The sequence below is a fragment of the Halosegnis marinus genome, from assembly GCF_029338355.1.
In the GTDB taxonomy this organism is placed as follows: domain Archaea; phylum Halobacteriota; class Halobacteria; order Halobacteriales; family Haloarculaceae; genus Halosegnis; species Halosegnis marinus.
The window spans coordinates 844968-865419 of record NZ_CP119802.1 but is presented as its reverse complement, the minus strand read 5'-3'; the positions used below and the strand labels follow the sequence as shown (position 1 = coordinate 865419).

Annotated in this window: 17 protein-coding genes; 5 read left to right on the top strand and 12 right to left on the bottom strand. The window is 72.2% G+C overall.

Going from position 1 to position 20452, the window contains the following annotated elements:
* Positions 1–19: 19 nt before the first annotated feature.
* The 5 genes from P2T37_RS04890 to P2T37_RS04870 form a co-directional block, all read right to left on the bottom strand.
* On the bottom strand, positions 20–1909 hold the full coding sequence (locus P2T37_RS04890; RefSeq protein WP_276235664.1) for a S9 family peptidase: 1890 nt from the start codon (positions 1907–1909) through the stop codon (positions 20–22).
* Between the two features lie 108 nt (positions 1910–2017).
* Positions 2018–3283 carry a right-handed parallel beta-helix repeat-containing protein gene (locus P2T37_RS04885; protein ID WP_276235663.1) on the bottom strand — a complete coding sequence of 422 codons (1266 nt, stop codon included), beginning with the start codon at positions 3281–3283 and terminating at the stop codon, positions 2018–2020.
* A 42-nt stretch (positions 3284–3325) separates the two neighbouring features.
* On the bottom strand, positions 3326–4381 hold the full coding sequence (locus tag P2T37_RS04880) for an alcohol dehydrogenase catalytic domain-containing protein (protein WP_276235662.1): 1056 nt from the start codon (positions 4379–4381) through the stop codon (positions 3326–3328).
* 37 nt (positions 4382–4418) lie between these two features.
* Positions 4419–4829 carry a Rieske (2Fe-2S) protein gene (locus P2T37_RS04875; RefSeq protein ID WP_276235661.1) on the bottom strand — a complete coding sequence of 137 codons (411 nt, stop codon included), beginning with the start codon at positions 4827–4829 and terminating at the stop codon, positions 4419–4421.
* Positions 4830–4866: 37 nt separating this feature from the next.
* Positions 4867–6696 (bottom strand): sensor histidine kinase, encoded by a 1830-nt coding sequence (locus P2T37_RS04870; protein ID WP_276235660.1) that lies wholly within the window; start codon positions 6694–6696, stop codon positions 4867–4869.
* Positions 6697–6778: 82 nt separating this feature from the next.
* On the opposite strand from P2T37_RS04870, the gene P2T37_RS04865 reads away from it, so the two are divergent.
* The 3 genes from P2T37_RS04865 to P2T37_RS04855 all read left to right on the top strand — a co-directional run bounded on the left by P2T37_RS04865 (position 6779) and on the right by P2T37_RS04855 (position 9612).
* Entirely contained in the window at positions 6779–7624 is an 846-nt protein-coding gene (locus P2T37_RS04865; protein WP_276235659.1) for a CBS domain-containing protein, read from the top strand.
* Positions 7625–7663: 39 nt separating this feature from the next.
* On the top strand, positions 7664–7948 hold the full coding sequence (locus tag P2T37_RS04860) for a hypothetical protein (RefSeq protein ID WP_276235658.1): 285 nt from the start codon (positions 7664–7666) through the stop codon (positions 7946–7948).
* A 212-nt stretch (positions 7949–8160) separates the two neighbouring features.
* Positions 8161–9612, top strand: coding sequence for a vWA domain-containing protein (locus P2T37_RS04855; RefSeq protein WP_276235657.1), 1452 nt, complete (start codon positions 8161–8163; stop codon positions 9610–9612).
* Positions 9613–9679: 67 nt separating this feature from the next.
* Here P2T37_RS04855 and P2T37_RS04850 read toward each other — a convergent pair whose 3' ends face one another.
* Positions 9680–9835 (bottom strand): hypothetical protein, encoded by a 156-nt coding sequence (locus P2T37_RS04850; RefSeq protein ID WP_276235656.1) that lies wholly within the window; start codon positions 9833–9835, stop codon positions 9680–9682.
* Between the two features lie 133 nt (positions 9836–9968).
* Here P2T37_RS04850 and P2T37_RS04845 point away from each other — a divergent pair, with 133 nt between their 5' ends.
* Both P2T37_RS04845 and P2T37_RS04840 read left to right on the top strand, forming a co-directional pair.
* Complete coding sequence (locus tag P2T37_RS04845; protein ID WP_276235655.1) at positions 9969–10745, top strand: helix-turn-helix transcriptional regulator; 777 nt, start codon at positions 9969–9971, stop codon at positions 10743–10745.
* A gap of 69 nt (positions 10746–10814) precedes the next feature.
* Positions 10815–14285, top strand: a complete 3471-nt coding sequence (locus P2T37_RS04840; RefSeq protein WP_276235654.1) for a right-handed parallel beta-helix repeat-containing protein — start codon at positions 10815–10817, stop codon at positions 14283–14285.
* A gap of 149 nt (positions 14286–14434) precedes the next feature.
* Here P2T37_RS04840 and P2T37_RS04835 read toward each other — a convergent pair whose 3' ends face one another.
* The 6 genes from P2T37_RS04835 to ygfZ all read right to left on the bottom strand — a co-directional run bounded on the left by P2T37_RS04835 (position 14435) and on the right by ygfZ (position 20439).
* Positions 14435–16681, bottom strand: coding sequence for an NADP-dependent malic enzyme (locus tag P2T37_RS04835; protein ID WP_276235653.1), 2247 nt, complete (start codon positions 16679–16681; stop codon positions 14435–14437).
* 143 nt (positions 16682–16824) lie between these two features.
* Positions 16825–17475 (bottom strand): helix-turn-helix domain-containing protein, encoded by a 651-nt coding sequence (locus P2T37_RS04830; RefSeq protein WP_276235652.1) that lies wholly within the window; start codon positions 17473–17475, stop codon positions 16825–16827.
* A gap of 38 nt (positions 17476–17513) precedes the next feature.
* On the bottom strand, positions 17514–18041 hold the full coding sequence (locus P2T37_RS04825; RefSeq protein ID WP_276235651.1) for a DUF8054 family protein: 528 nt from the start codon (positions 18039–18041) through the stop codon (positions 17514–17516).
* Positions 18038–18802 (bottom strand): nucleotide-binding protein, encoded by a 765-nt coding sequence (locus tag P2T37_RS04820; RefSeq protein WP_276235650.1) that lies wholly within the window; start codon positions 18800–18802, stop codon positions 18038–18040. The genes P2T37_RS04825 and P2T37_RS04820 overlap by 4 nt, the downstream gene beginning before the upstream one ends.
* A gap of 46 nt (positions 18803–18848) precedes the next feature.
* Positions 18849–19301, bottom strand: coding sequence for a universal stress protein (locus tag P2T37_RS04815; protein WP_276235649.1), 453 nt, complete (start codon positions 19299–19301; stop codon positions 18849–18851).
* A 49-nt stretch (positions 19302–19350) separates the two neighbouring features.
* Complete coding sequence (gene ygfZ, locus P2T37_RS04810) at positions 19351–20439, bottom strand: CAF17-like 4Fe-4S cluster assembly/insertion protein YgfZ (RefSeq protein ID WP_276235648.1); 1089 nt, start codon at positions 20437–20439, stop codon at positions 19351–19353.
* Positions 20440–20452: the final 13 nt, after the last annotated feature.

Genomic DNA, 20452 nt, shown 5'->3' with positions numbered 1-20452 from the left:
GGTCGTCCGCCCGCGTCGCCTAGTCGTCGGCCGGCGCGCCGACCGTCGTCCCGACGCGCCGGGCGAGGAAGTCGTCCAGCACGCGGAACAGCCGTATCTTCTGGTCGATGTCCGAGGAGGCGTGGCCCTCCTCGCCGAGTTCGACGTACTCGTAGTCGCCGTCCTCGCCCTTCTCGTAGCCGAGTTCCTGCAGCTTCTCGTCGTACATCCGGGCCTGCGAGACGGGGACGCGGCGGTCGTTGACGCCGTGGACCATCAGCAGGGGACACGCGAGGTTCTCCGCGTACTCGATGGGCGAGCGCTCGCGGTAGAGGTCGGGGTTCTCCTCGGGCGTCCCGAGGTTCTTCTCCATCAGCTCCGTGCGGAAGTGCGGCATCGTGGTCTCGAACATCTCCTCCAGGTCGGTGAGGCCGATCCACGCGATGCCGGCGGCGTAGAGGTCCGGGTACTGCACCGTCTGCCAGTACGCGGAGTAGCCGCCGTAGGAGCCGCCGAAGACGACGACGCGGTCGGCGTCGAGGTAGTCGTGCTCGGCGAGGACGTGTTCGGCACCGGTCGCGACGTCGCCCTGTTCTGCGCCGCCCCAGTCGTCGTACAGCGTCTCGACGAACTCGCGGCCGCGGCCCGTGGAGCCGCGGTAGTTCACCTTCAGCACCGAGAAGCCGCGCGAGACGAGGAACTGCGTGTAGAGGTCGAAGTTCCGGTAGTCGGCGGCGCGCGGCCCCCCGTGGGGATTGACGATGAGCGGCGACGGACGCTCGCCGGAGTCGTACAGCAGGCCGCCGATTTCGAGTTCCTCGTACGGCTCGTGCTCGACGGCGGCCTGTCGCGTCTCCGGGACGCCGTCGGAGTCGAAGGTGAAGTACTCAGCGTCGGCGAAGTCGTCGGGCGAGAACGGCCCGTAGTCGGCCGCGAGCAGGGTCTCCGTCGAGTCGTCGGCGAGGTCGTACGCGAGCAGCGAGGAGCGCGTGCTCGGCGTCGTGTTCGTGACGAGCAGGCGGTCGTCGTCTATCTGCGTCTTCCCCGTGCCGGAGAAGGCCGCGACGCCCTCGGGGAGGTCGAGTTCGCGCGACCCGCCCGAGAGGTCGTAGACGACGGGGACGACCGCGGCGTCGCGGGTCCGGTGGGCGAGGAAGCGCTCGCCGTCGTCGAGGAAGCAGACGGGCGACTCCTCGGCGTCGTCGGCGCCGTACCACGTCGTCTCGCCGGTCTCGAAGTCGTAGACGCCGGGGCGGCCGAGGTCCTCGGTGTTGTCCGAGACGAGGAGCTTCGAGCCGTCGGGCGAGAAGTCCGAGGGCGAGGCCTCGGCCCCGTCCTCCCCGATCTCGAGGTTCCGCGGGTTCGACCCGTCGGCGTCCATCACGTACACGTCCTGGTTGTCGTAGTCGTCCGACTCGTTGGTGGAGAAGGCGACCCGGTCGCCGTCGGGCGAGAGCGTCGCGCCGCCGGCGGCGCGCTCGTACTCCGTGAGCTTCGTCGTCTCGCCGGCGTCGCGGTCGTGCCGGTAGATGTTCATCTGGCCGTCGCGCGACGAGCCGAAGTAGAGGACGCGGCCGTCGTCGCTCACGGCCTGCAGGGAGTTCTGCCCCTCCTGTTCGACCACGGGCTCGACGTTCCCGTCGCGGTCGGCGACGTGGATGTCGTTCTGCTCGTTGCCGCCCTCGTCCATGTGGAAGAACACCTCCTCGTCGGTGCCCCACTTGAGGTACCAGCGGGCGTTGCGGGGGACCTCGCCGTCGGTCACCTGCTCGGACTCGCCCGTCTCCGTGTCGATGAAGTGGAGTTCGTTGCGGCCGGAGCCGTCGTAGTAGACGGCGACGGTGGAGCCGTCGGGCGACACCGTCGGGTGGTGGAAGCTCGGCAGGCCGGCGAGCTCCTCCAGTACGTTGTCGACGTCGTGTAGGGACATCTCGTCGGGTAGTCGTCCCACGCGCCCCTCAATGTTCCCAGAACGCGGTTTCGGTAAACGGCTCGACAGGTCGGCGGGCGTCCGGCCCGTCGCTCGCCCGCTCGCCCCTCACTCCCCGAGGGCGGTGTGGCCGACCCCGTCGCCGGTCGGCACGCCGTCGGGACAGGGGGCGTCGGGGGTTCCGGCCGTCTCCCCGTCGTACGTGTTCCCGCAGACGTGTCGCTGGTCCGCCTCGCCGCTCTCCGAGGGGTAGGCGACCGCGAGGTCGTCGAACCCGACGATGCGGTTCCCGTAGACGGCGTTGTCGGTGCCGCCGAGCCGTTCTATCCGGGTCGGGTCGCCCTCCTCGCGCGCGTCTCGGGCCTTGAAGCTCGCTATCTCGACGCCGTGGCCCCGGCCGCCCCGGAGGTCACACCAGCGGACGGTCGCGCCGAAGCTCTGGAACCGCACCGACGCGGCGGGCGAGTCCTCGGTGTTCCGCGAGCCCCCGGCGTCGGTGCAGTACTCCACGACCACGTCCTCGGTCCCGAGCTTCGTGTTCACAAGCTCCGAGTGGCCGTGGCCGGCGCTGTTGTCGATGCCCCGGACGAGGACGTTCCGGGTTCGGTCGTACTCCGTCCACGGGTGCCAGTCCGTCCCGAGGTTCGACGGGGAGGTGCCGAGATACACGATCTCGCCGTTGTGGCCCGGCTCGTCGGTGAGCAGGTACTTCGTCCCCGCGGGGCCCGTCACCCGGAACGGCCCGACGACGAGGTCGCGCGTCCGGTCTATCGAGACGAGCGCCTTCTGCGAGTTCCCGACGGCGTGGGGCGCGATGACGACGTCGCGCAGGTACTCGTCGGTGGACTCGGGCGGGCGCGTCACGATGGGGGAGGTCCGCGCGTACGACTCGACGTCGTCCGGGCGGTCGGGGTTCTCGAGGCCGTCTATCGTCATCCCCGTCAGGTGGACGTGGCTCGACCGGACGAGGAACATGTAGTACGCGTCCGGGCTGTTCTTCAACACCGCGTCGGGCGGTCCGGTGATGGTGATGGGCGCGCCCGGCTCGCCGCCCGGCGGCTCCACCGGCTCGTGGTACTCGCCGGGCATGACGTACACCGTCTCGCCCGGGTCCGCCCGCACGGTCGCCCGCCGTATCGAGTCCAGCGGCGCGTCGGCCGTTCCGGGGTTGGCGCGGCTCCCGGTCTCGGCGTCGACGAACAGCGTGTTCGGGTGGTCGCGCGGCGTGTCGCTCGCGGTCGCCGTGGCCGTGCTCGTGGCCGTCGTCGTCGCCGTCCGCGTCGCCCGCTCCGTCGCGGTGTCGGTCCCCCCGGTCGTGCAGCCGGCCAGCGCGGCCGTCGCCGGAACCGCGGCGAGGAACGTCCTGCGGTCCATGCGGGCGGTGTGTTCCGCCCCGACAAATAGGTGCGGGGCGGCTCAGGGACGCAGAACCTCGACGCCGTCCGTGTCGTACGTCGTCATCGCGGCGAGCCGGTCCGAGACCTCGTCGAGGCCGACCTCGCGCCCGACGAGCGCGCCGGGGTCGAGCGTGCCCGAGTCCACCATCGAGAGCAGTTCCGGGAACCGCGTCGGCGGCATCCCCCGCGAGCCGAGCCAGTCGACCTCCCACCGCGTCATCCAGTCGGTCGGGAGCGACACCTCCCCCTTCTCGGCGTCGGTGGTGAGCCCCACCTGTACGTGTGTGCCGCGCTCGCGGAGACACCGCACGGAGTTGCGCGCGGTTTCGGCGCGGCCGAGCGCGTCCACCGACACGGCCGCGCCGCCGTCGGTGAGCGCCTCTATCTCCCCGACCGGGTCCGTCGCCGAGGCGTCGACGGTCGCCTCGGCCCCGGCGTCGGCGGCCCGCGCGAGCGCGCCGTCGTCCACGTCGACGGCGACCGGCCGCGCCCCGAGCGCCCGGGCTATCTGGACCGTCGAGAGGCCGACGCCGCCGCAGCCGTGGACCGCGACGAACTCGCCGCCGCCGACCTCGGCGCGGTGGGCGAGCGCGTGGAAGGCGGTCATGTAGCGACAGCCGACGGCGGCCACGTCCCGGAACGAGACGCCCCCGGGGAGCCGCTGGAGGTTGTAGTCGGCCTCGGGGACGGCGACCCGCTCGGCGAACGCGCCGGGGGCGGCCCGCTCGAAGCCGAGCGCCAGCCCGTCGGTGCAGGTGTTGCCGTGCCCGTCGTGGCAGTTCGGACACGCGCCACAGCCGAGGTTGAACGGAACGACGACGCGGTCGCCCTCGTCGAACCGCTCGACCTCCGGGCCGACGGCGACGACGCGGCCAGCCGGCTCGTGGCCGATGACGTGGTCCAGCGGCGCCCGGTCGTCGGCCCACTCGCCGTGGCCCTGCCACGCGTGCCAGTCGGAGCGACAGATGCCGCAGGCCTCGACGGCGACGACCGCGCCCGCGTCGCCCGGCTCGGGGTCGGGCAGGTCGGTCACGTCGAGCGGCTCCCCGTACTCGCGGAGGACGGCGGCGCGCATACCCGGCGGTCGGGTGCCACGACGAAAAACGGGCCGGTCAGAAGGAGAGGTGCGAGGTGGAGCCGGGCATGTCGCCGTCGTCGATGCCGCCCTCGTGGGCGAACGTCAGGTCGTCGTCGGTGAGGAACACGTCGCCGCGGTTGACGGCGATATCGACCGCCGCGAGCGTCGAGCCGGCGGCCTTCCCGTTGTCGCAGTAGCCCGTCTCGGCGTCGAAGCTCGACCCGTGTTTCGGGCAGAGTATCTCGCCGTCGCGTATCGCCGCGCCGTTCCCGACGCCGCGGTCGAGCCGCTGGTCTATCTCGTGCTGGCAGAAGTTCTTCCACGCGCCGATGCCGTCCGAGAGCCGGACGAGGATGACCTCCTCCTCGCTCCCGTCCGCCTCCGTGACGGTGAACAGGTACGACCCCTGCTCGGGGACCTCGTCGGCGCTCGTGATACGCTCCATGCCGGCGCGACGGCCCGCCGGTAGGTGTGCGTTTCGCTCACCGCCGGAAGGGGTCGGCCGCGACCGGCTCCGCGTCGGGGAGGGTCACGTCCCGGAGTTCGACCCGGAGGCCGCCCGCGTCGCTCTCGGCCAGCGCGAGCGCCCAGCCGTGGGCGTCCGCGATGCGCCGGACGATGCCCAGCCCGAGCCCGGTGCCGTCCTCGGCGGTCGTGTACCCCGACCGGACGGCCTTCTCGCGTTCCCGCTCGGGGACGCCCGGCCCGTCGTCGGCGACGAAGAGGGTCGCCGTCCCGTCGCCGCGCTCCACGCCGACGCGGACCGACGGTGTGCCCGCGGAGCCATGCTCGACAGCGTTCCGCATCACGTTCTCCAGCGCCCGGCGGAGCCGCGGCGCGTCGGCGGAGACGACGGTGTCGACGTTCTCGAAGGCGGCCTCGGCGTCGTCGCCGGCGACGTCGCGCCACGCGGCGCGGGCTATCTCGCCGAACTCGACCGGCTCGGGTGTCTCGACGGCGCGGCCGTCCCGCGCCAGCGTGAGCGCGTCCTCGATGAGCGATTCCATCCGGTCGAGCGCCGCCCCGACGGCGTCGAGGTGCTCGTGGTCGCCCGTTTCGGCCGCGAGCCGGAGCCGCCCCGCGGCGACGTTCAACGGCGTCCGCAGGTCGTGGGAGACGACGCCGGCGAACTCGTCGAGCCGCTCGTTCTGGCGTTCGAGTTCGCGCTCGCGGCGCTCGCGCTCGCTCACGTCGCGGGCGACGCCCACGAGCAGGGGCTCCCCGTCGCGCTCCACCCGGGTGGTGTTCAGCTGGAACGGGACGGTGTCGCCGTCGGCGGTGCGCACGGGCACTTCGGTCCGGAAGCCTTCCCCGTCGTCGGGCAGGGCGGCCAACCCCTCGCGGATCCGCCCGCGCTCGTCCTCGGGGAGGAGGTCGAGCGCCGAGCGCTCGTGTAGCTCGTCGGGGTCGTAGCCGGTCGCGGTCACGAGCGCGTCGTTGAACGTCTCGAACCGGAGCTCCGAATCGAGGATGTACAGCGGGTCGGGGAGCGCGTCGACGACCCGCCGGGTGAACGCCTCCTGTTCGGCGAGGTCGCGCTCGCGGCCGATGCGCGTCAGCGCCTCCGCGAGGTGGTCACAGAGCAGGCGCGCGACCTCGAGGTCGCGCTCGTCGAAGCCGGCGCGCTCGTCGGCGACGGCCTGGAACACGCCGTGGTCCCCGACGGGGACGCTCACTATCGCCCCCGGTTCGTCGGCGTCGGTGGCGGGGTGCTCCCGGAGGCTGTCGAACAGCAACGGCTCGCCGGCGCCGTACGTCTCGCCGGCGATACCCTCGTCCGCGGGCATCCGCATGTGTGCGCCGTGGTCGCCGCCGCGTTCCTCCGCGACTTCGAGGTAGCCGTCGCGCTCGACGGCGAGCGTACAGCGGTCGAACGCGAGCACGTCCCGGGCCGCGTCGGCCGCGAGGTCGAGCGCCTCCGCGGCCGTCTCGCAGCCGTGGAGGTCGCTCGTGAACGCCGCGAGCGCCCGGATGCGGCCGCCGTCGTCGTCGGCCGCCGCGACGGCCGCCCGGACCCGCTCGGCGAGCGCGTCGTAGCCGTCCGTCCGGGGGACGTAGTCGGCGACGTCGGCGCGGAACGCCCGCGCCGCGAAGTCGCCGGGGTCGGCGTCGGTGAAGAGCAGAACGGGGACGCCGTCGGGCGCGTCCGCGCGGTCGAGCGCGTCCGGCTCGGCGACGACGCAGTCGGGCGGGTCGTCGCCGGTCCCGATGCCGTCGTCGGCCGCCGCGAGCCGCCGGGCCGTTCGGTCGCGCCGCTCCGCGTCGGCGTCCGCGACGGCGACCGTCAGCGCCTCCGTGCCCCCGGGTACCATCTGCCGTCCGCTTGTGTTCGCTGGTATTTACCTCCTCGGGAGCGGCCCGAACGGCTTTGTGACGGCCGGGAGTCGGTCGGCCATGTTCGGTACGCAGGAGCGGGTCACGGTGTCCGAACTGATGACCGAGTCGCCCGAGACCGTCCCCGCCGGCGCGCCCGTCGCCGACGTGGTCGAGTGGCTCGACGAACGGGGGTACACCGCGGCCCCCGTCGAGCGCGACGAGCCGCCGTTCCTGTTCGTTGAGCGGGAGGCGCTCGCCGACCTCCCGGGCGAGGACGACACGGCCGTCTACAAACACGCCGAGCGCATCGAACTCGGCCACCTGTTGTCGCCCGACCTCGGCTTCGGCGGAATCGTCCGCCGGCTGGAGGCCGAGCCGTTCTACTTCGTCGGCTGGCACGGCGAGGTGGTCGGCGTCCTCACCCGCTCGGACCTGAACCACCCCGCGGCCCACGCCTTCCTCTACACCCGGGTCGGGGAGCTGGAGATGCGGCTTCGCGACCTGCTCGACGCCGAGAGCGACTGGGCCGGGACGCTCGCCACCATCCCCTCCGGGGACGGCACGGAGACGGAGTACGACGCCGTCCTCGCGGAGTACGAGGAGCTCGGGGACGCCGACCTCCAGCTGCGCGAGATAGACTACACGACCTTCTGGCACCTCCAGAAGGCCGTCGCCGCGGACGACGGCGCGCTCGCCCACCTCCCGTGGGACGACGGCGACGACGCCTTCGGGGCGCTCGACCGGATGCGCGAGCTCCGCAACCACGTCGCCCACTACGGCAACGTCGTCCACAACATGGACGCCTCCTACCTCGACTCCGGACGCAACATCCACGACCTCGCCGAGACGTACGACGAACTGGAGGCGACGCTCGACGCGCTCCGCGAGTGGCAGTCGGAACCCGACCGCCCGGCCGGCGCGTGAGCCGACAGTTACCTGACGGCGGGGGCTGATAGCCGGCGTATGCCCAGAGACCCGTCCGCCGACGCCGCCGGGGACGCCCCGCAGCGGTACGGCCCCTCCGACTCCGACCGCCGCCGGCGCAGCGTCCGCCAACTGCTCTTCGTCGTCGCCGGCTCCCACACGGGGGCGTTCATCGGCTCGACCGTCCCGACGTTCGGCCTGCCCGGCGACGTGTTCTCCGTCGGCCTCGTCGCCGTGCTGTTCGCGCTCCCGTTCGTCGTGGACGCCAACTGGGAGCGCATCGAGGCCGCGTGGTTCGGCCTCGTCGGCCGCGAGGACCGGTAACGGTCGATTGCGACGGAAACCGGGCGGCGGAACGCGCCCGGTCCGGTCCCCGTACCCGCCGGTACGCTGGGCGTGCCGTCGTTCGTGTCGGCGGGGCGTCGCGTCGAACGACCCGTTCCGCGGAACCGGCCCGACCGACAGGCGAGTCGTACCTATGGCCCGATACGACGGAGGGAGGATATCTCCGTGGAACACGGGGAGGGAGAAACACAATGACACAACAGAACGGACGGAACCCGGAACTGCTCAACCTCAGCCGCCGCCGCGTCCTCGCGGGCCTCGGCGCGGTCGGTATCGCCTCCGCCGGCGCGGGCATCGGCACCTCGGCGCTGTTCTCCGACGAGGAGAGCTTCACCGACAACCTCCTGCAGGCGGGGACGCTCGACCTGAAGCTCGACTACAAGGCCACGTACCTCGGCGGCCCGGGTCGGCTCGCGGACATACAGGAGACGTACCCGGACGCGGAGGACCTCGGCGACGGCGTCTACCTGCTCGGACAGGCACCGACGCCCGAGCAGGAAGAACAGTGGGAGGACCTCGTGCAGGGCGAGGGCCGCGCCTTCGACTTCTGTAGCCCCGAGGCGGACCAGTTCCTCGTCAACGGCGACGACATCCCCGTGTTCACACTGGACGACGTGAAGCCGGGCGACTACGGCGAGGTCACCATCAGCATCCACATCTGTGACAACCCCGGCTACCTCCGGATGATCGGGGAACTCTCCGAGAACCTCGAGAACGGCCAGACGGAGCCCGAGCTCGTCGCGGAGGGCGAGGACACCGACGGCGTCGGCGAACTCGCGGACGCGATCCAGGTGCGCGCGTGGTACGACGAGGACTGCGACAACGTCTACGAGCCCACCGGCACGGGCGAACAGCAGGAACTGGAGGTCGCGCTCGTCTCCGACACGTCCGGGTCCATCACGACCAGCGAACTCGCACAGCTCAAGACGGCGGCCAAGGACTTCGTCGACAACCTCTCGGTTCCGGACGAGGCGGCGGCGATATCGTTCGCGTCGAGCGCGTCGCTGGACCAGGAGCTGACGACGAACTACCAGGCGGTCAAGGACGCCATCGACACCTACACGGACTCGGGTTCGACGAACATGTCCGCCGGCATCTCCACCGCGGAGACCGAACTGATCAGCGGCACGAACGCCACCCCCGGCGCGTCGAAGGTCATCATCCTGCTCTCCGACGGGTCGCCCGACAGCACGAGCGCCGCGACCTCGGCCGCGAACTCGGCGAAGGGAGCGGGCATCCGCATCTTCACCATCGCGCTCGGCTCCGGCGCGAACGAGACGTTCCTCGAGAGCATCGCCACGACGCCCGCCGACGCGTTCGTCGCTCCCGACGGCGCGGACCTCGACACCATCTACGCGGCGATCGCCCAGATCGTCCTCGGCGGCGAACAGGAGATCTTCTCCGGCTCGATGTTCGACTTCTTCAACACGTTCCTCGCCGACGGCGCGGTCCTCGACGGCAACCGCCAGGAGGACGGCGTCCAGCCGTACCCCGGCGCGACGACCCAGTGTATCGGCTTCGAGTGGGAACTGCCCCTGGAGACGGGCAACGAGGTGCAGTCCGACTCCGTGATGTTCGACCTCGGCTTCGAGGTCGAGCAGTCGCGCCACAACGAGAACCCGTTCAACGCGACCAGCGCGTAGAACGACCGAACGCCCGTCGGCCCCTTCCCCCTTCCCCCGGGCCGCCCGTCGCTCGTTTCGCTTTTACTTACGACCAGACCACCGTTCCGTCGTCCCGGTAGCGGCCGTTCCGCTCCGCGCCACAGGACTCGCAGGCGACGGTGAACCGCTCGCCGCCGTCCAGCTCGAGCGGGGTTCGTCGTCCGCACGACCGACACCGCACGTCAACGCGTTCAGCGCTCATACCCCGAGTCGCTCGGGTTCGCCCTTAGCTGTTGTTGGGAAACGGACAGTTCCTCACCCGACCGCTCCGGAGAGCGATAGAGACGGTCGCGAGCGACCGGACCACCTATACGGCGCCCTCGTCATGTGTCGCCATGGCACACGACGACGCGGCCTTCCTCGCCCGCTCGCCCAACCGCGTCGCCGTGCTCGGCGCGCTCGCCGAGGAGCCGATGACGCGCCGGGAGCTCCGGGCGGAGACGGGGGCGTCGCGGGTCACCGTCGGCCGGGTGACGACCGACCTCGAACGCCGCGACTGGGTCCGCCGGACGGGACAGCGGTACCGCGCGACTGCGGCCGGTCGCGCCGTCGTCACGGCGTTCGAGCGGCTGCTCGACACGACGGCGACGACCCGCCGGCTGGCGCCGCTGTTCGAACACCTGCCGCTCGACGCGTTCGACTTCGAGGTGACCCGCCTGCGCGACGCGGAGGTGGTCGTCCCGACGCCGACCGCGCCGGCCCGGCACGTCGACCGGCTGGCGGAGCTGTTCCGCGGCGCCGGGGAGGTGTGGATGGTCGTCCACGCGATGGCTCCCCGCGCCGCCGCCGCGAGCTACGAGGCGGCGGCCGCCGGCGACCACGTCACACACGGCGTCGTCACGCCGAACGTCCTCGACGCCATCCGCGAGACCGACGAGGTGTGCGAACAGATCCGGGAGCTGCTCGCGGAGGGCGCGATGCGGCTCCACGTGCGCCCGGCGGTCCCCTACCAGTTCGGCCTCTACGACGAGACGGCGGCGCTGTCGGCCGACGACGACGGCGTGCCGGAGGGTATCGTCGTCTCCACCGACGCCGCCGTCACGGAGTGGACGCGGGAGCGCTACGACGCCCTGCGCGGGGACGCGACCCCAGTGGCGCCCGAGGACCTCTGACCGGGCTGTTCACTCCGTGAACAACCGGCCACAGGGTGCACTAAGGAAACTCCCGCGGGTAGCGCGGCCATGCATTCGAAACAGGGGGATCGCGGCCTCGCGGCGCTCGTCGTCGCGGCGCTGCTGGTCGCGAGCGTCGCGTTCGCGGGCGTGACGGTCGGCGCGCCGGCGGCCGCGGCGGGCAACGGCTGTACGACGGTCGTGGGCGGCACCATCGACGCCGAGGGCTGTTACGTCCTCGCCGGGACGACGGACGCCTCGGGTACGTACCTCGTCGTCAACGCCTCGAACGTGACGATACACGGGGACGGGAGCGTCGTCGACGGCGACGGGTCGAGCGGGAGCACCGCCATCGAGGTACCGGCGAGCGCGCTGGGCGTGGATAACCTCACGCTCGTGAACGTCTCGGTCGCGCAGTTCGACGACGCGCTCACGCTCACGGCCGTGTCCGGCCTCCGCGTCGAGAACCTCACCGCGACCGAGACGGGCGATTGGGCGCTGCGCCTCCGGGGAGGCGCCGATATCTCGGTGGCGAACTCGACGTTCGCGAACGGCACCGGGACAGCGATAGAACTCGGCGCGGTCTCGGACGCCGTCGTCCGGGATTCCACCTTCGAGAACGGGGACGTCGCCGTCGAGACGAACGAGGGGACCGAGAGCGACGGCCGCAACACGAACGTCACCGTCCGCAACGTGACCGTGACCGGCGCGAACGACGGGGTGGACCTCGGCGAGACGAACGATGGTCGCGTCCTCGACAGCACCGTGGAGGGGACGACGAGCGGTATAATCGCGAACGTCCGCTCGTTCGGTCCCCAGACGACCGGCATCGAGATCGCGCGAAACACCGTGCGCGACTCGAACGACGGTATCCGGGTCTACGGCGTGGACGGCGTTCAAATCCGCAACAACACCGTCGAGCGGGCGCGCGAGTCGATTCAGGTGCTAGGCGACGCAACCGACACCGTCACCGTCGGCACCGTCGCCGACAACGTCGTGACGAACGCCTCCAACGTCGCGCTCCTCGTCGGGCAGAGCTCGTTCACGACGGACGACCTCCTCGTGCGGAACCTCACCGTGAGGAACAACACGCTGACCGGGCCGGGCGAGAACGGCCTCGTCGTCCGCACCGCGACGGGCATCACGCTGCGCGACACGACGATAGCGGGGTTCGACGCCGGCTTCGAGATAAACGAGAACGAGGGGAGCGGGGCGAACTACGGCACCCCCGCGCACTACCGTCACGACGTGGACGCCTCGAACACCGTCGAGGGGGTCCCCGTGCGCTACTACCGCAACGAGACGGGCCTGACGCTCGACGGGACGGAACCGACGGCCGCGCTGTACGTCGTGGACGCGACCGACGTGGACGTGTCGGGCTACACCTTCGACGGCGCGGTCACGCTCCCGCTCGTGCTGTCGAACGTCACGGACGCGCGCGTCGACGGCGTGACGAACCCGAACGGGACGGTCGTCGCGTACTCGACGAACGTCACGCTGTCGAACGGGACGTTCGAGCGCCTTCTCCGCGGGTGGGACGCTCAGGACGGCACGGCTATCGACGTGTACTCGTCGACGAACGTCACGCTCCGCGACGCCGACGTGACCGGCGACAGGGTCGGCGTCCGCATCAAGGACGCCGTGAACACGACCGTCGAGCGGACGACGGCGACCACGGCGCTCGACCTGTCCACCTTCGACGCGTACGCGGTGACCACGGACGGCGCGACGGACGGGACCGTCGTCGCGAACTCGACGTTCGGCCCGATAACGGGGGTTCGGCTCGACGGCTCGGACGAGACGCTCCGTGACACCCGAATCGACGGCGAGTCGGACGGCACCGTCGTCTCGCTCGGCGGCACGACCAACCTCGTCTCGAACGTCACCGCCGTCGGCGGCCGCGACGGTATCGAGTTCGGCCCGGCGACGAACGTCCGCATCGAGAACTCGACGGTAGAGGGGGCGTCCTCGACCGGCATCGACTTCGGGACCGTCGAGGGGGACGCCGTGGTGACGAGCACGACGGTGCTTCGGAACGGCGCGTACGGCGTCGTGATGTCCCACTACGAGTACGGCGGCGGCGACGTACGGTTGGTGGACAGCGTCGTGCGCGACGACGGCGCCGGCGGCGGCTTCGGCGTCGATGTGGACGCCGAGGGCGCGGTGCTCGACAACGTCAGCGTCGTCGGCTTCAACGACGCCGCGAGCGACACCGGCGTCTTCGTCCGGAACGTGGCGGACGTGGTCGTCCGCGACGGCTCCGTCTCCGACAGCAGTTACGGGGTCTACATCGACAGCGACGCGGCGAACGTGACGCTGTCGAACCTCGCCGTCTCGGGCGGCGACACCGGGGTCCGGGTGAACGTGGCGAGCGACGTGCGCCTGACCGACCTCGCTATCGACGGGGCCGCCTCGTGGGCGATAGACCTCTGGACGGACAGCCCGGGCACCCAGTTCGCCGAGGCCGCGACGAACACCACGGCGGCGAACGTCAGCCTCGACGGCACCGTCGTGGACTTCGCGGGCGAGTCGGTGTCGCTCCGCCGGCCGGCCTCCGCGCCCACACCGCCGAGCGGCTACGCGGGCGTCGACGCCCCCGTCGAGGTGGTCGCCACGAACGCGACCGCGAGCCTCGACCTCACCGTCCGCTACGACGACGCGGGCCTCACTGCGACCGAGGAGGGGACGCTCGCGCTGTGGCGCCACGACGGGTCGTGGAGCGAGGTCGCGGGCGGAAGCGTCGATACCGGCGCGAACACCGTGACGGCGACGCTCACCTCGTTCAGCACGTTCGCCCCGCTCGTGGAGCGGTCGGGAACGCCGACTCCGACGCCGACGCCGACTCCGACGCCGACACCCACGCCGACTCCGACGCCGACACCCACGCCGACTCCGACGCCGACACCCACGCCAACGCCCACGCCGACCGCGACGCCCACGCCAACGCCCACGCCGACTGTGACCCCCACCGCGACCGCGACGGCCGCGCCGACACCGACGTCGACCGCCGCGCCGTCGCCGAGCTATCGGTTCGTCGCGTTCGACGTGACGCCCGGCACGGTAGCCGTCGGCGAGAACGCCACGGTGACCGCGACGGTGCGCAACAGCGGTTCGACGGGGACGCTCGTCCTCACGCTGGAGGTCGACGGGACGAGACTCGCCAGCCGGCCCGTCACGATACCGGGCGGGACCGAGCGGACGGCGACGTTCGCCGTCTCGCCGCGCGCCGCGGGCACGTACACGGTGCGCGTGAGCGGGCGGACGGCCGGCACGCTGGTCGTCGAACCGGCGGCGACCGCGACGCCGACCCGGACGGCAAGCCCGACTCCAACGGCGACCGCGACCGCGACGGCCGGCGGAGGGGGCACGGCGACGGCCACCGCGGCCGCCACGGCGACAGCGACGCCCGGCCCGACGGCCACGGCCACGGAGGACACGACGCCGACGGGGACCGCCACCCCCGGCCAGCCCGGGTTCGGCGCGCTCGCGGCGCTCGCCTCGCTCCTCGGGGCGGCGTGGCTGGCGACCCGGCGCTCGTGAGCGTTCACGGGGTGACCGCTCGGACAGGCCGAGAGCTAATCACCGCCGACGCGTAACGACACCGCGGGCGGGCGACACGTTCGCGGGGGACGGACGGGGCGCGCCGGCCGCAGGGGAGACGGCGGCGTCCGAGCCGCCGGATTTCGGTTCTATTCGTCCTGAGCGTCGACGACGGCGACGCCGGCGAGGTTCACGATGTCCTTGACCTCGTCGCCGCGCTGGAGGACGTGGACGGGCTTGTCCATGCCGACGAGCATCGGGCCGATGGCCTCGGCACCTCCCAACCGTTGAAGCAGTTTATAGGCGATGTTGCCGGCCTCCAGGTTGGGGAAAACGAGGACGTTCGCGGGTTCTTTGAGGTCGGAGAAGTCGTAGTCGCCGGTGAGCATCTCCTCGACGACGGCGGTGTCGGCCTGCATCTCGCCGTCGACCGGAAAGTCCACCTCGGGGTCCGAACGGAGCGCGTCGGCCGCGGCGCGGGGCTTGCGCGTCCCCTCGTTGTCCACCGTGCCGAAGTCGGAGTACGACAGCAGGGCGACGCGCGGCTCGACGTTGAAACTCCGGGCGAGTTCGGCGGTGTGGCGCGCCACCTCCTCCAGGACGGCCTCGTCGGGGTCCTGGTTCACCGTCGCGTCGGCGCAGAAGACGACGCGGTTCTTGAACGTCAGCATGTACACGCCCGCGGCGTAGTCGGCGTCGGGCGCGGTGCCGACGACCTGGAGGGGCGGGCGGAGCGCGGTCGGATAGTGGTGGGTCAGCCCCGTCAGCATCGCGTCGGCGTCGCCCATCTCCACGAGCGTGGAGGCGAGCCAGTCGCCGTCGCGGACCAGGGTGTCGGCCTCGCTCCGGGTGATGCCCTTCCGCTGGCGGAGTTCGTACAGGCGGTCGGCGTACGGGTCGAGCCGGTCGGCCGCGGGGTCGACCACCTCCGGCTCGAAGTCCAGCCCGAGTTCCGCCGCGCGCCGGCGTATCGTGTCGCGGTCGCCGACCAGCACCGGTTCCGCGATGTGTTCGTCGGCGAGCTGGTAGGCCGCGCGGATTATCTTCCGGTCGGTGCCCTCCGCGAAGGCGACGCGCTTCGGCTCGCCCTTCGCCTTGTTGAGCACCGTGCGCATCATCTCGCGGCCCTTCCCGAGCCGAGCCTCCAGCTCGTCGCGGTAGGCGTCGAGGTCGCGCTCGACGCGGGCGACGCCGGACGCCATCGCGGCCTCGGCGACCGCGGCGGACACCTCGAACAGGACGCGCGTGTCGAGCGGCTTCGGGATGAGGTACTCGGGGCCGAACTGCAGGGGCCCGTCGCCGTACGCCTTCACGACGGCGTCGGGGACGTCCTCCTTGGCGAGGTCGGCGAGCGCCTCGGCGGCGGCGCGTTTCATCTCCTCGTTGATGTCGGTGGCGCGCACGTCGAGCGCGCCCCGGAACAGGAAGGGGAAGCCGAGGACGTTGTTCACCTGGTTGGGGTAGTCGGAGCGGCCCGTCGCCATGACGAGGTCGTCGCGGGCGGCCTTCGCCTCCTCGTAGCCGATTTCGGGGTCGGGGTTCGCCATCGCGAACACCACGGGGTCGTCGGCCATCGACCGGACCATCTCCGGGGAGACGATGCCGCCCACGGAGAGGCCGACGAACACGTCCGCGCCGGCCATCGCGTCCGCGAGGTCGCCGCCCTCGCCCGCCGCGAACGGCGCGACGTACTCGTGGGGGTCGCCCGCGGCGGCCCGCTCCTCGGTGACGACGCCGTCCACGTCACAGACCGTGATGTTGTCGGGCGAGACGCCGAGTTCGACGTAGAAGCGCGCCGTGGCGGTGGCGGCCGCCCCCGCGCCGGCGAACACCACGCGGAGGTCGGCGAGCCGCTTGCCGGTGACCTCACAGGCGTTGAGGAGGGCGGCGCCGGAGATGATGGCGGTGCCGTGCTGGTCGTCGTGGAAGACGGGGATGTCCATCTCCTCGCGCAGGCGCCGCTCTATCTCGAAGCACTCGGGGGCGGAGATGTCCTCCAGGTTGATGCCGCCGAACGTCGGCTCCATCGCGGCGACCGCCTCGCAGAAGCCGTCCGTGTCGTGCTCGTCGAGTTCGATGTCGAAGACGTCGATGTCGGCGAAGCGCTTGAAGAGGACGCCCTTTCCCTCCATGACGGGTTTCGATGCCTGCGCGCCGATGTCGCCGAGGCCGAGGACGGCGGTCCCGTTCGAGACGACGCCGACGAGGTTCCCCTTCGCCGTGTACGTGTACGCGTCGTTCGGGTCCGCGGCGATGGCCTCGCAGGGCGCGGCGACGCCGGGCGAGTAGGCGAGCGAGAGGTCGCGCTGGCTGTTCGTCGGCTTCGTCGTCGATATCTCCAGCTTGCCGGGCGGGTCGGCGGCGTGGTAGTCGAGGGCGTCCTCGTCCAGTCCCATGTCGAGGCGTGGACGGGGAGGGGTATGTGGCTACCGCTCGCGGTCCGAACACGTTCGGCGTCAGCTACGGTCGCGTCGCGCGCCTACGGACGAACGGGTCGTCGCGGAAACGGCCCGACCGGGTGCGCCCCACCCCCCACCGGTCACCCCCCATTGTCCGACGGTTCGGCCTCCGCCGCGGCCGCGAACCGGCGCACGACGGCTCCCTCGGCCCGGTGGAGCGTCTCCGAGGCCGACGACTTCGCCGTCCCGACGGCGTCCGCCACGGCGGTGAGCGTACAGTCGCGCGGCGTGTCGTAGTAGCCCATCTCGACGGCCGTGAGCAGCACGTCGCGCTGGCGCTGCGTCAGCGGCGCGTCCACGGTCGGCTCCGCGGAGAGGGATTCGAGCCGGTAGCGCACGCCGTACTCCCCGAGCCGGTCCGAGAGTGCCGACAGCGCCGGGTCGGGCGCGGTGACGGAGAGCGACCCGGTCCCGTCGCGACACCGCAGCGGCGGCTCGAAGGGTATCCCCTCCCGCGAGAGCGCGAACAGCACGAGCGGGTAGGCGGCCCGGAAGCGGACCAGCGCCGCCGTGTCGCCCTCGCGAACGACGGAGAGCGAACGGAAGCCGCGGGCGTCGCGCATCGCCGCGACGGCCGGGTCGGGGTCGGTCGCCCGCACCCGGACCAGCTGGTAGCCGTCGGTGCCGTTCGGGTCGGCGGCGACGAGGTCGAACTCCGCGTCCGGGTGGCGCCGCGAGAGGCGGCCGGCCCACTCGTCGCCGAGCGAGACGGCGAGGTTCGCGCGTGGCACGGCCGTCGTTCGTCCGGCCCGGGGAAGAAGCAGGGGGCCTACTCCGTCGCGTCCGCGAAGCCCCACTCGGCGGCGCGCCGTTCGGCCTCCTCGCGGGCGCGCTCCCTGATGCCGGCGATTCGCTCCTCGTCCGCGAGGAACGCCTCGACGGGGTCGTCGGGGTCCCCGTCGCGGTCGTCGGGCGCGCGCTCGCGGGCCCGGGCGGCCAGCGCCGGGTCGTCGGCCACCTGTTCGGCGGCGGCGCCGGGGGCGACGCGGAGCCCCTCGACCCCGTGGACCCCGTCGAGGTCGGCCCCGTCCGTCGCGTACAGCTCCGCGCGGTACGGTCCCGACGAGGCGAGCGCCCCGAGCGCGGTCGCGCCCCCGCGGTCGGTGTCCTCGTGGTAGGCGACGGTCGGGACGCCGTCGCGGAGGGTGAGCACGCCGCCGTCGTCGTCGGGCGCGAGCGGGTCCGCCGGGCGCAGGAGGAGATAGCCCGTGAGCCGCCGGTCGAGGGCCGTCTCCAGCGGGACGGCCGCGTCGGCGACGACCCGCGAGCGCACGAGGTCGCCCGCGGGGACGTTCATGGCGGGTCCGGCACCACCGCCGAGCGGAAGCGGTCGGCGACGGCGTCCTCGCCGCCGTCGCGCACGTCGATGCGGTCGGCCGCGCGCCGGTAGGCGGCCGCGGCCTCGCTGTCGGGCGCGTACGCCAGCAGGGGTTCGCCGGCGGCGCGGGCCGCCCGGGCGGCGTCGGAGTCGGGCACCGTCGCCAGCGTCGGCCCCTCGAAGTAGCGCTCGGCCTTCTCGATGGTTCCGTCCGCGGGGTCGCGCACCTTGTTGAACAGCGTTCCGGCGATGCCCGTGCCGTACGAGAGCGCGTACTCCTGGACTTTCAGCCCGTCGGAGAGCGCCGGGACGGTGGGCCGGAGGACGACGACGGCGCGGTCGGCGAGCACGACCGGGAGCACCGCGGCCTTCGAGCCGAGGGTCGCGGGCGAGTCGAGCAGGAGGACGTCGGTGTCGGCCGCGAGCTCCGCGACCGCGTCGCGCAGCCGCCCGGGGTCGGCCGCCTCGAACGCCGCGAGCGAGGTGCCGCAGGGGACGACGCGCATCCCGAACCGGTCGTAGGCGGCCTCGCGCACGTCGGCCGTCTCGCCGACGAGCACGTCGTGGAGCGTCGTCTCGGCGTCGGCGAGGCCGGCGTGAAAGAGGAGGTTCGCCATTCCCGTGTCGGCGTCCACGACCGTCACGTCGTGCTCGTCGGCCAGCGCCATCCCGAGCGCGAGCGTGCTGGTCGTCTTACCCGTGCCGCCCTTACCGGACGCGACGGCGAACGCCTCGACCATTCGCGTGAATTGACACGTTCCTGAACAAAAGGCTTCCGTCCTCCCTCTACCGGACGACGGTGACCGGGCAGTCGGCGCGGCGCATCACCGTCTCCGCGACGGAGCCGAGCAGGACGCGCGAGAGCCCCGAGCGCCCGTGGCTCCCCATCACGATGTGGTCGATGTCGTTGTCCGTGGCGTACTCGACGATGGCGTGGCCGGGACGGCCGACCCGGACCACCGTCTCGGCGGTAAAGCCCGTCTCCTCGGCGCGCTCGCCGGCCAGCGCGACGCGCTCGCGGGCGGACTCCTCGGCGTCCGCCAGCCACTCCGCGCCGACGCCGGGCGCGTCCACGGGCGACTCGTACGGCGCGGCCATCGAGTCGGCCACGGCCGCGTCCGCCGGGTCCACGACGGCGACGACGGTCAACTCCTCGCCCGGGAACCGTTCGAGCGCGTACTCCAGCGCGGCCTCCGCTTCCTCGGAGCCGTCTACCGGGACCAGCAGGTGTTCCTCCATACGGCGGCGTCCGACGCGGGGGGACAAAAACCGTCGGGCGAGCGACCGGCTACTCGTAGGTCGGCAGGCGCGCCGACCGCTCGGAGCCCTCGACGAACGGGAGTTCCTCGCGGGTCGCGGGCACGTCCTCGCCCCCGACGCGGACCGTCGCGTCCCCGAGGTCGGCGTCGAAGCGGACGAGCGCGAGCGCCAGCGGCTCCTCCCGGGTGGGGGAGACGGCGGCGCGGGTCACCTCCCCGACGTGGCTGTCGCCGTCGAACACCGCCGCGCCCGCCTCGGGGAGCGCGTCGGCGGCGAGGCCGACGAGCCGCCGGGAGGGACGGCCGCGGTTCTCTATCTTCGAGACGACCTCCTGGCCGACGTAACACCCCTTCGAGAAGTCGAGCGCGTTCCGCAGGCCGAGCACGTTCGGGACCGTCCCCTCGAGTTCCGTCTCGAACAGCGGCGTCCCGGCTTCGAGGGTGAGCGTCTCCCACGTCCGGTAGCCGAACGGGACGGCGTTGTTGCCGCGGACGACGAGCGTCTCGAACACCTCCGCGGCGCCGTCGGCCGAGCAGACGACCTCGTACCCCTCCTCGCCCGCGAGGTCGTCGTTCCGGATGACGGTGACGCCGGCGTCGCCCATCGACCCGCGGACGAACGAGAGGCGCTCGTCGGGCGCGCCAGCGCCGCCGTGGAGCACGCTCGCTATCTTCTCGGTCGCGGTCGGGCCGTGGACGCCGAAGACGCCGAGGTCGTCCGTCGCCTCGCGTATCTCCACGTCCTGGATGAACGTCTTCTCGCGCCAGTCGTCGACGAGCGGCGCCGCGCGCCGCGGCGGCGTGAAACACAGCAGGCGCTCGCCGGCGTTGTACACGTAGAGGTCGGTCTCGATGCCGCCCTGGGCGTCGAGGAGGAGCGCGTACACCCCGCGGCCGTCATCGGCGGGGACGGCGTTCGAGACGGCGTTGTCCACGAAGTCCACGCGGTCGTCGCCGGTCACCTCGACGATGCCGTAGCGGGCCTCGATGACCCCCACGCCGTTGCGCACGGCCCGGTGGGTGCGCTCGGGGCGGCCGTACTCCTCGACGACCCGGCGGCCGTCGTACTCGCGGAACGTCGCGCCGTGTGCCTCGTGGGCGTCCGGAACGGTCGTCATTGCTACGAGGAGA

Bases quoted from the DNA above. Each gene is read 5' to 3' on its own strand.
- P2T37_RS04870 (WP_276235660.1), bottom strand. From the start codon at position 6,696: ATGGTACCCGGGGGCACGGAGGCGCTGACGGTCGCCGTCGCGGACGCC.
- P2T37_RS04840 (WP_276235654.1), top strand. From the start codon at position 10,815: ATGCATTCGAAACAGGGGGATCGCGGCCTCGCGGCGCTCGTCGTCGCG.
- P2T37_RS04855 (WP_276235657.1), top strand. From the start codon at position 8,161: ATGACACAACAGAACGGACGGAACCCGGAACTGCTCAACCTCAGCCGC.
- P2T37_RS04880 (WP_276235662.1), bottom strand. From the start codon at position 4,381: ATGCGCGCCGCCGTCCTCCGCGAGTACGGGGAGCCGCTCGACGTGACC.
- ygfZ (WP_276235648.1), bottom strand. From the start codon at position 20,439: ATGACGACCGTTCCGGACGCCCACGAGGCACACGGCGCGACGTTCCGC.
- P2T37_RS04865 (WP_276235659.1), top strand. From the start codon at position 6,779: ATGTTCGGTACGCAGGAGCGGGTCACGGTGTCCGAACTGATGACCGAG.
- P2T37_RS04845 (WP_276235655.1), top strand. From the start codon at position 9,969: ATGGCACACGACGACGCGGCCTTCCTCGCCCGCTCGCCCAACCGCGTC.
- P2T37_RS04835 (WP_276235653.1), bottom strand. From the start codon at position 16,681: ATGGGACTGGACGAGGACGCCCTCGACTACCACGCCGCCGACCCGCCC.
- P2T37_RS04850 (WP_276235656.1), bottom strand. From the start codon at position 9,835: ATGAGCGCTGAACGCGTTGACGTGCGGTGTCGGTCGTGCGGACGACGA.
- P2T37_RS04885 (WP_276235663.1), bottom strand. From the start codon at position 3,283: ATGGACCGCAGGACGTTCCTCGCCGCGGTTCCGGCGACGGCCGCGCTG.
- P2T37_RS04820 (WP_276235650.1), bottom strand. From the start codon at position 18,802: ATGGTCGAGGCGTTCGCCGTCGCGTCCGGTAAGGGCGGCACGGGTAAG.
- P2T37_RS04890 (WP_276235664.1), bottom strand. From the start codon at position 1,909: ATGTCCCTACACGACGTCGACAACGTACTGGAGGAGCTCGCCGGCCTG.
- P2T37_RS04825 (WP_276235651.1), bottom strand. From the start codon at position 18,041: ATGAACGTCCCCGCGGGCGACCTCGTGCGCTCGCGGGTCGTCGCCGAC.
- P2T37_RS04815 (WP_276235649.1), bottom strand. From the start codon at position 19,301: ATGGAGGAACACCTGCTGGTCCCGGTAGACGGCTCCGAGGAAGCGGAG.
- P2T37_RS04860 (WP_276235658.1), top strand. From the start codon at position 7,664: ATGCCCAGAGACCCGTCCGCCGACGCCGCCGGGGACGCCCCGCAGCGG.
- P2T37_RS04875 (WP_276235661.1), bottom strand. From the start codon at position 4,829: ATGGAGCGTATCACGAGCGCCGACGAGGTCCCCGAGCAGGGGTCGTAC.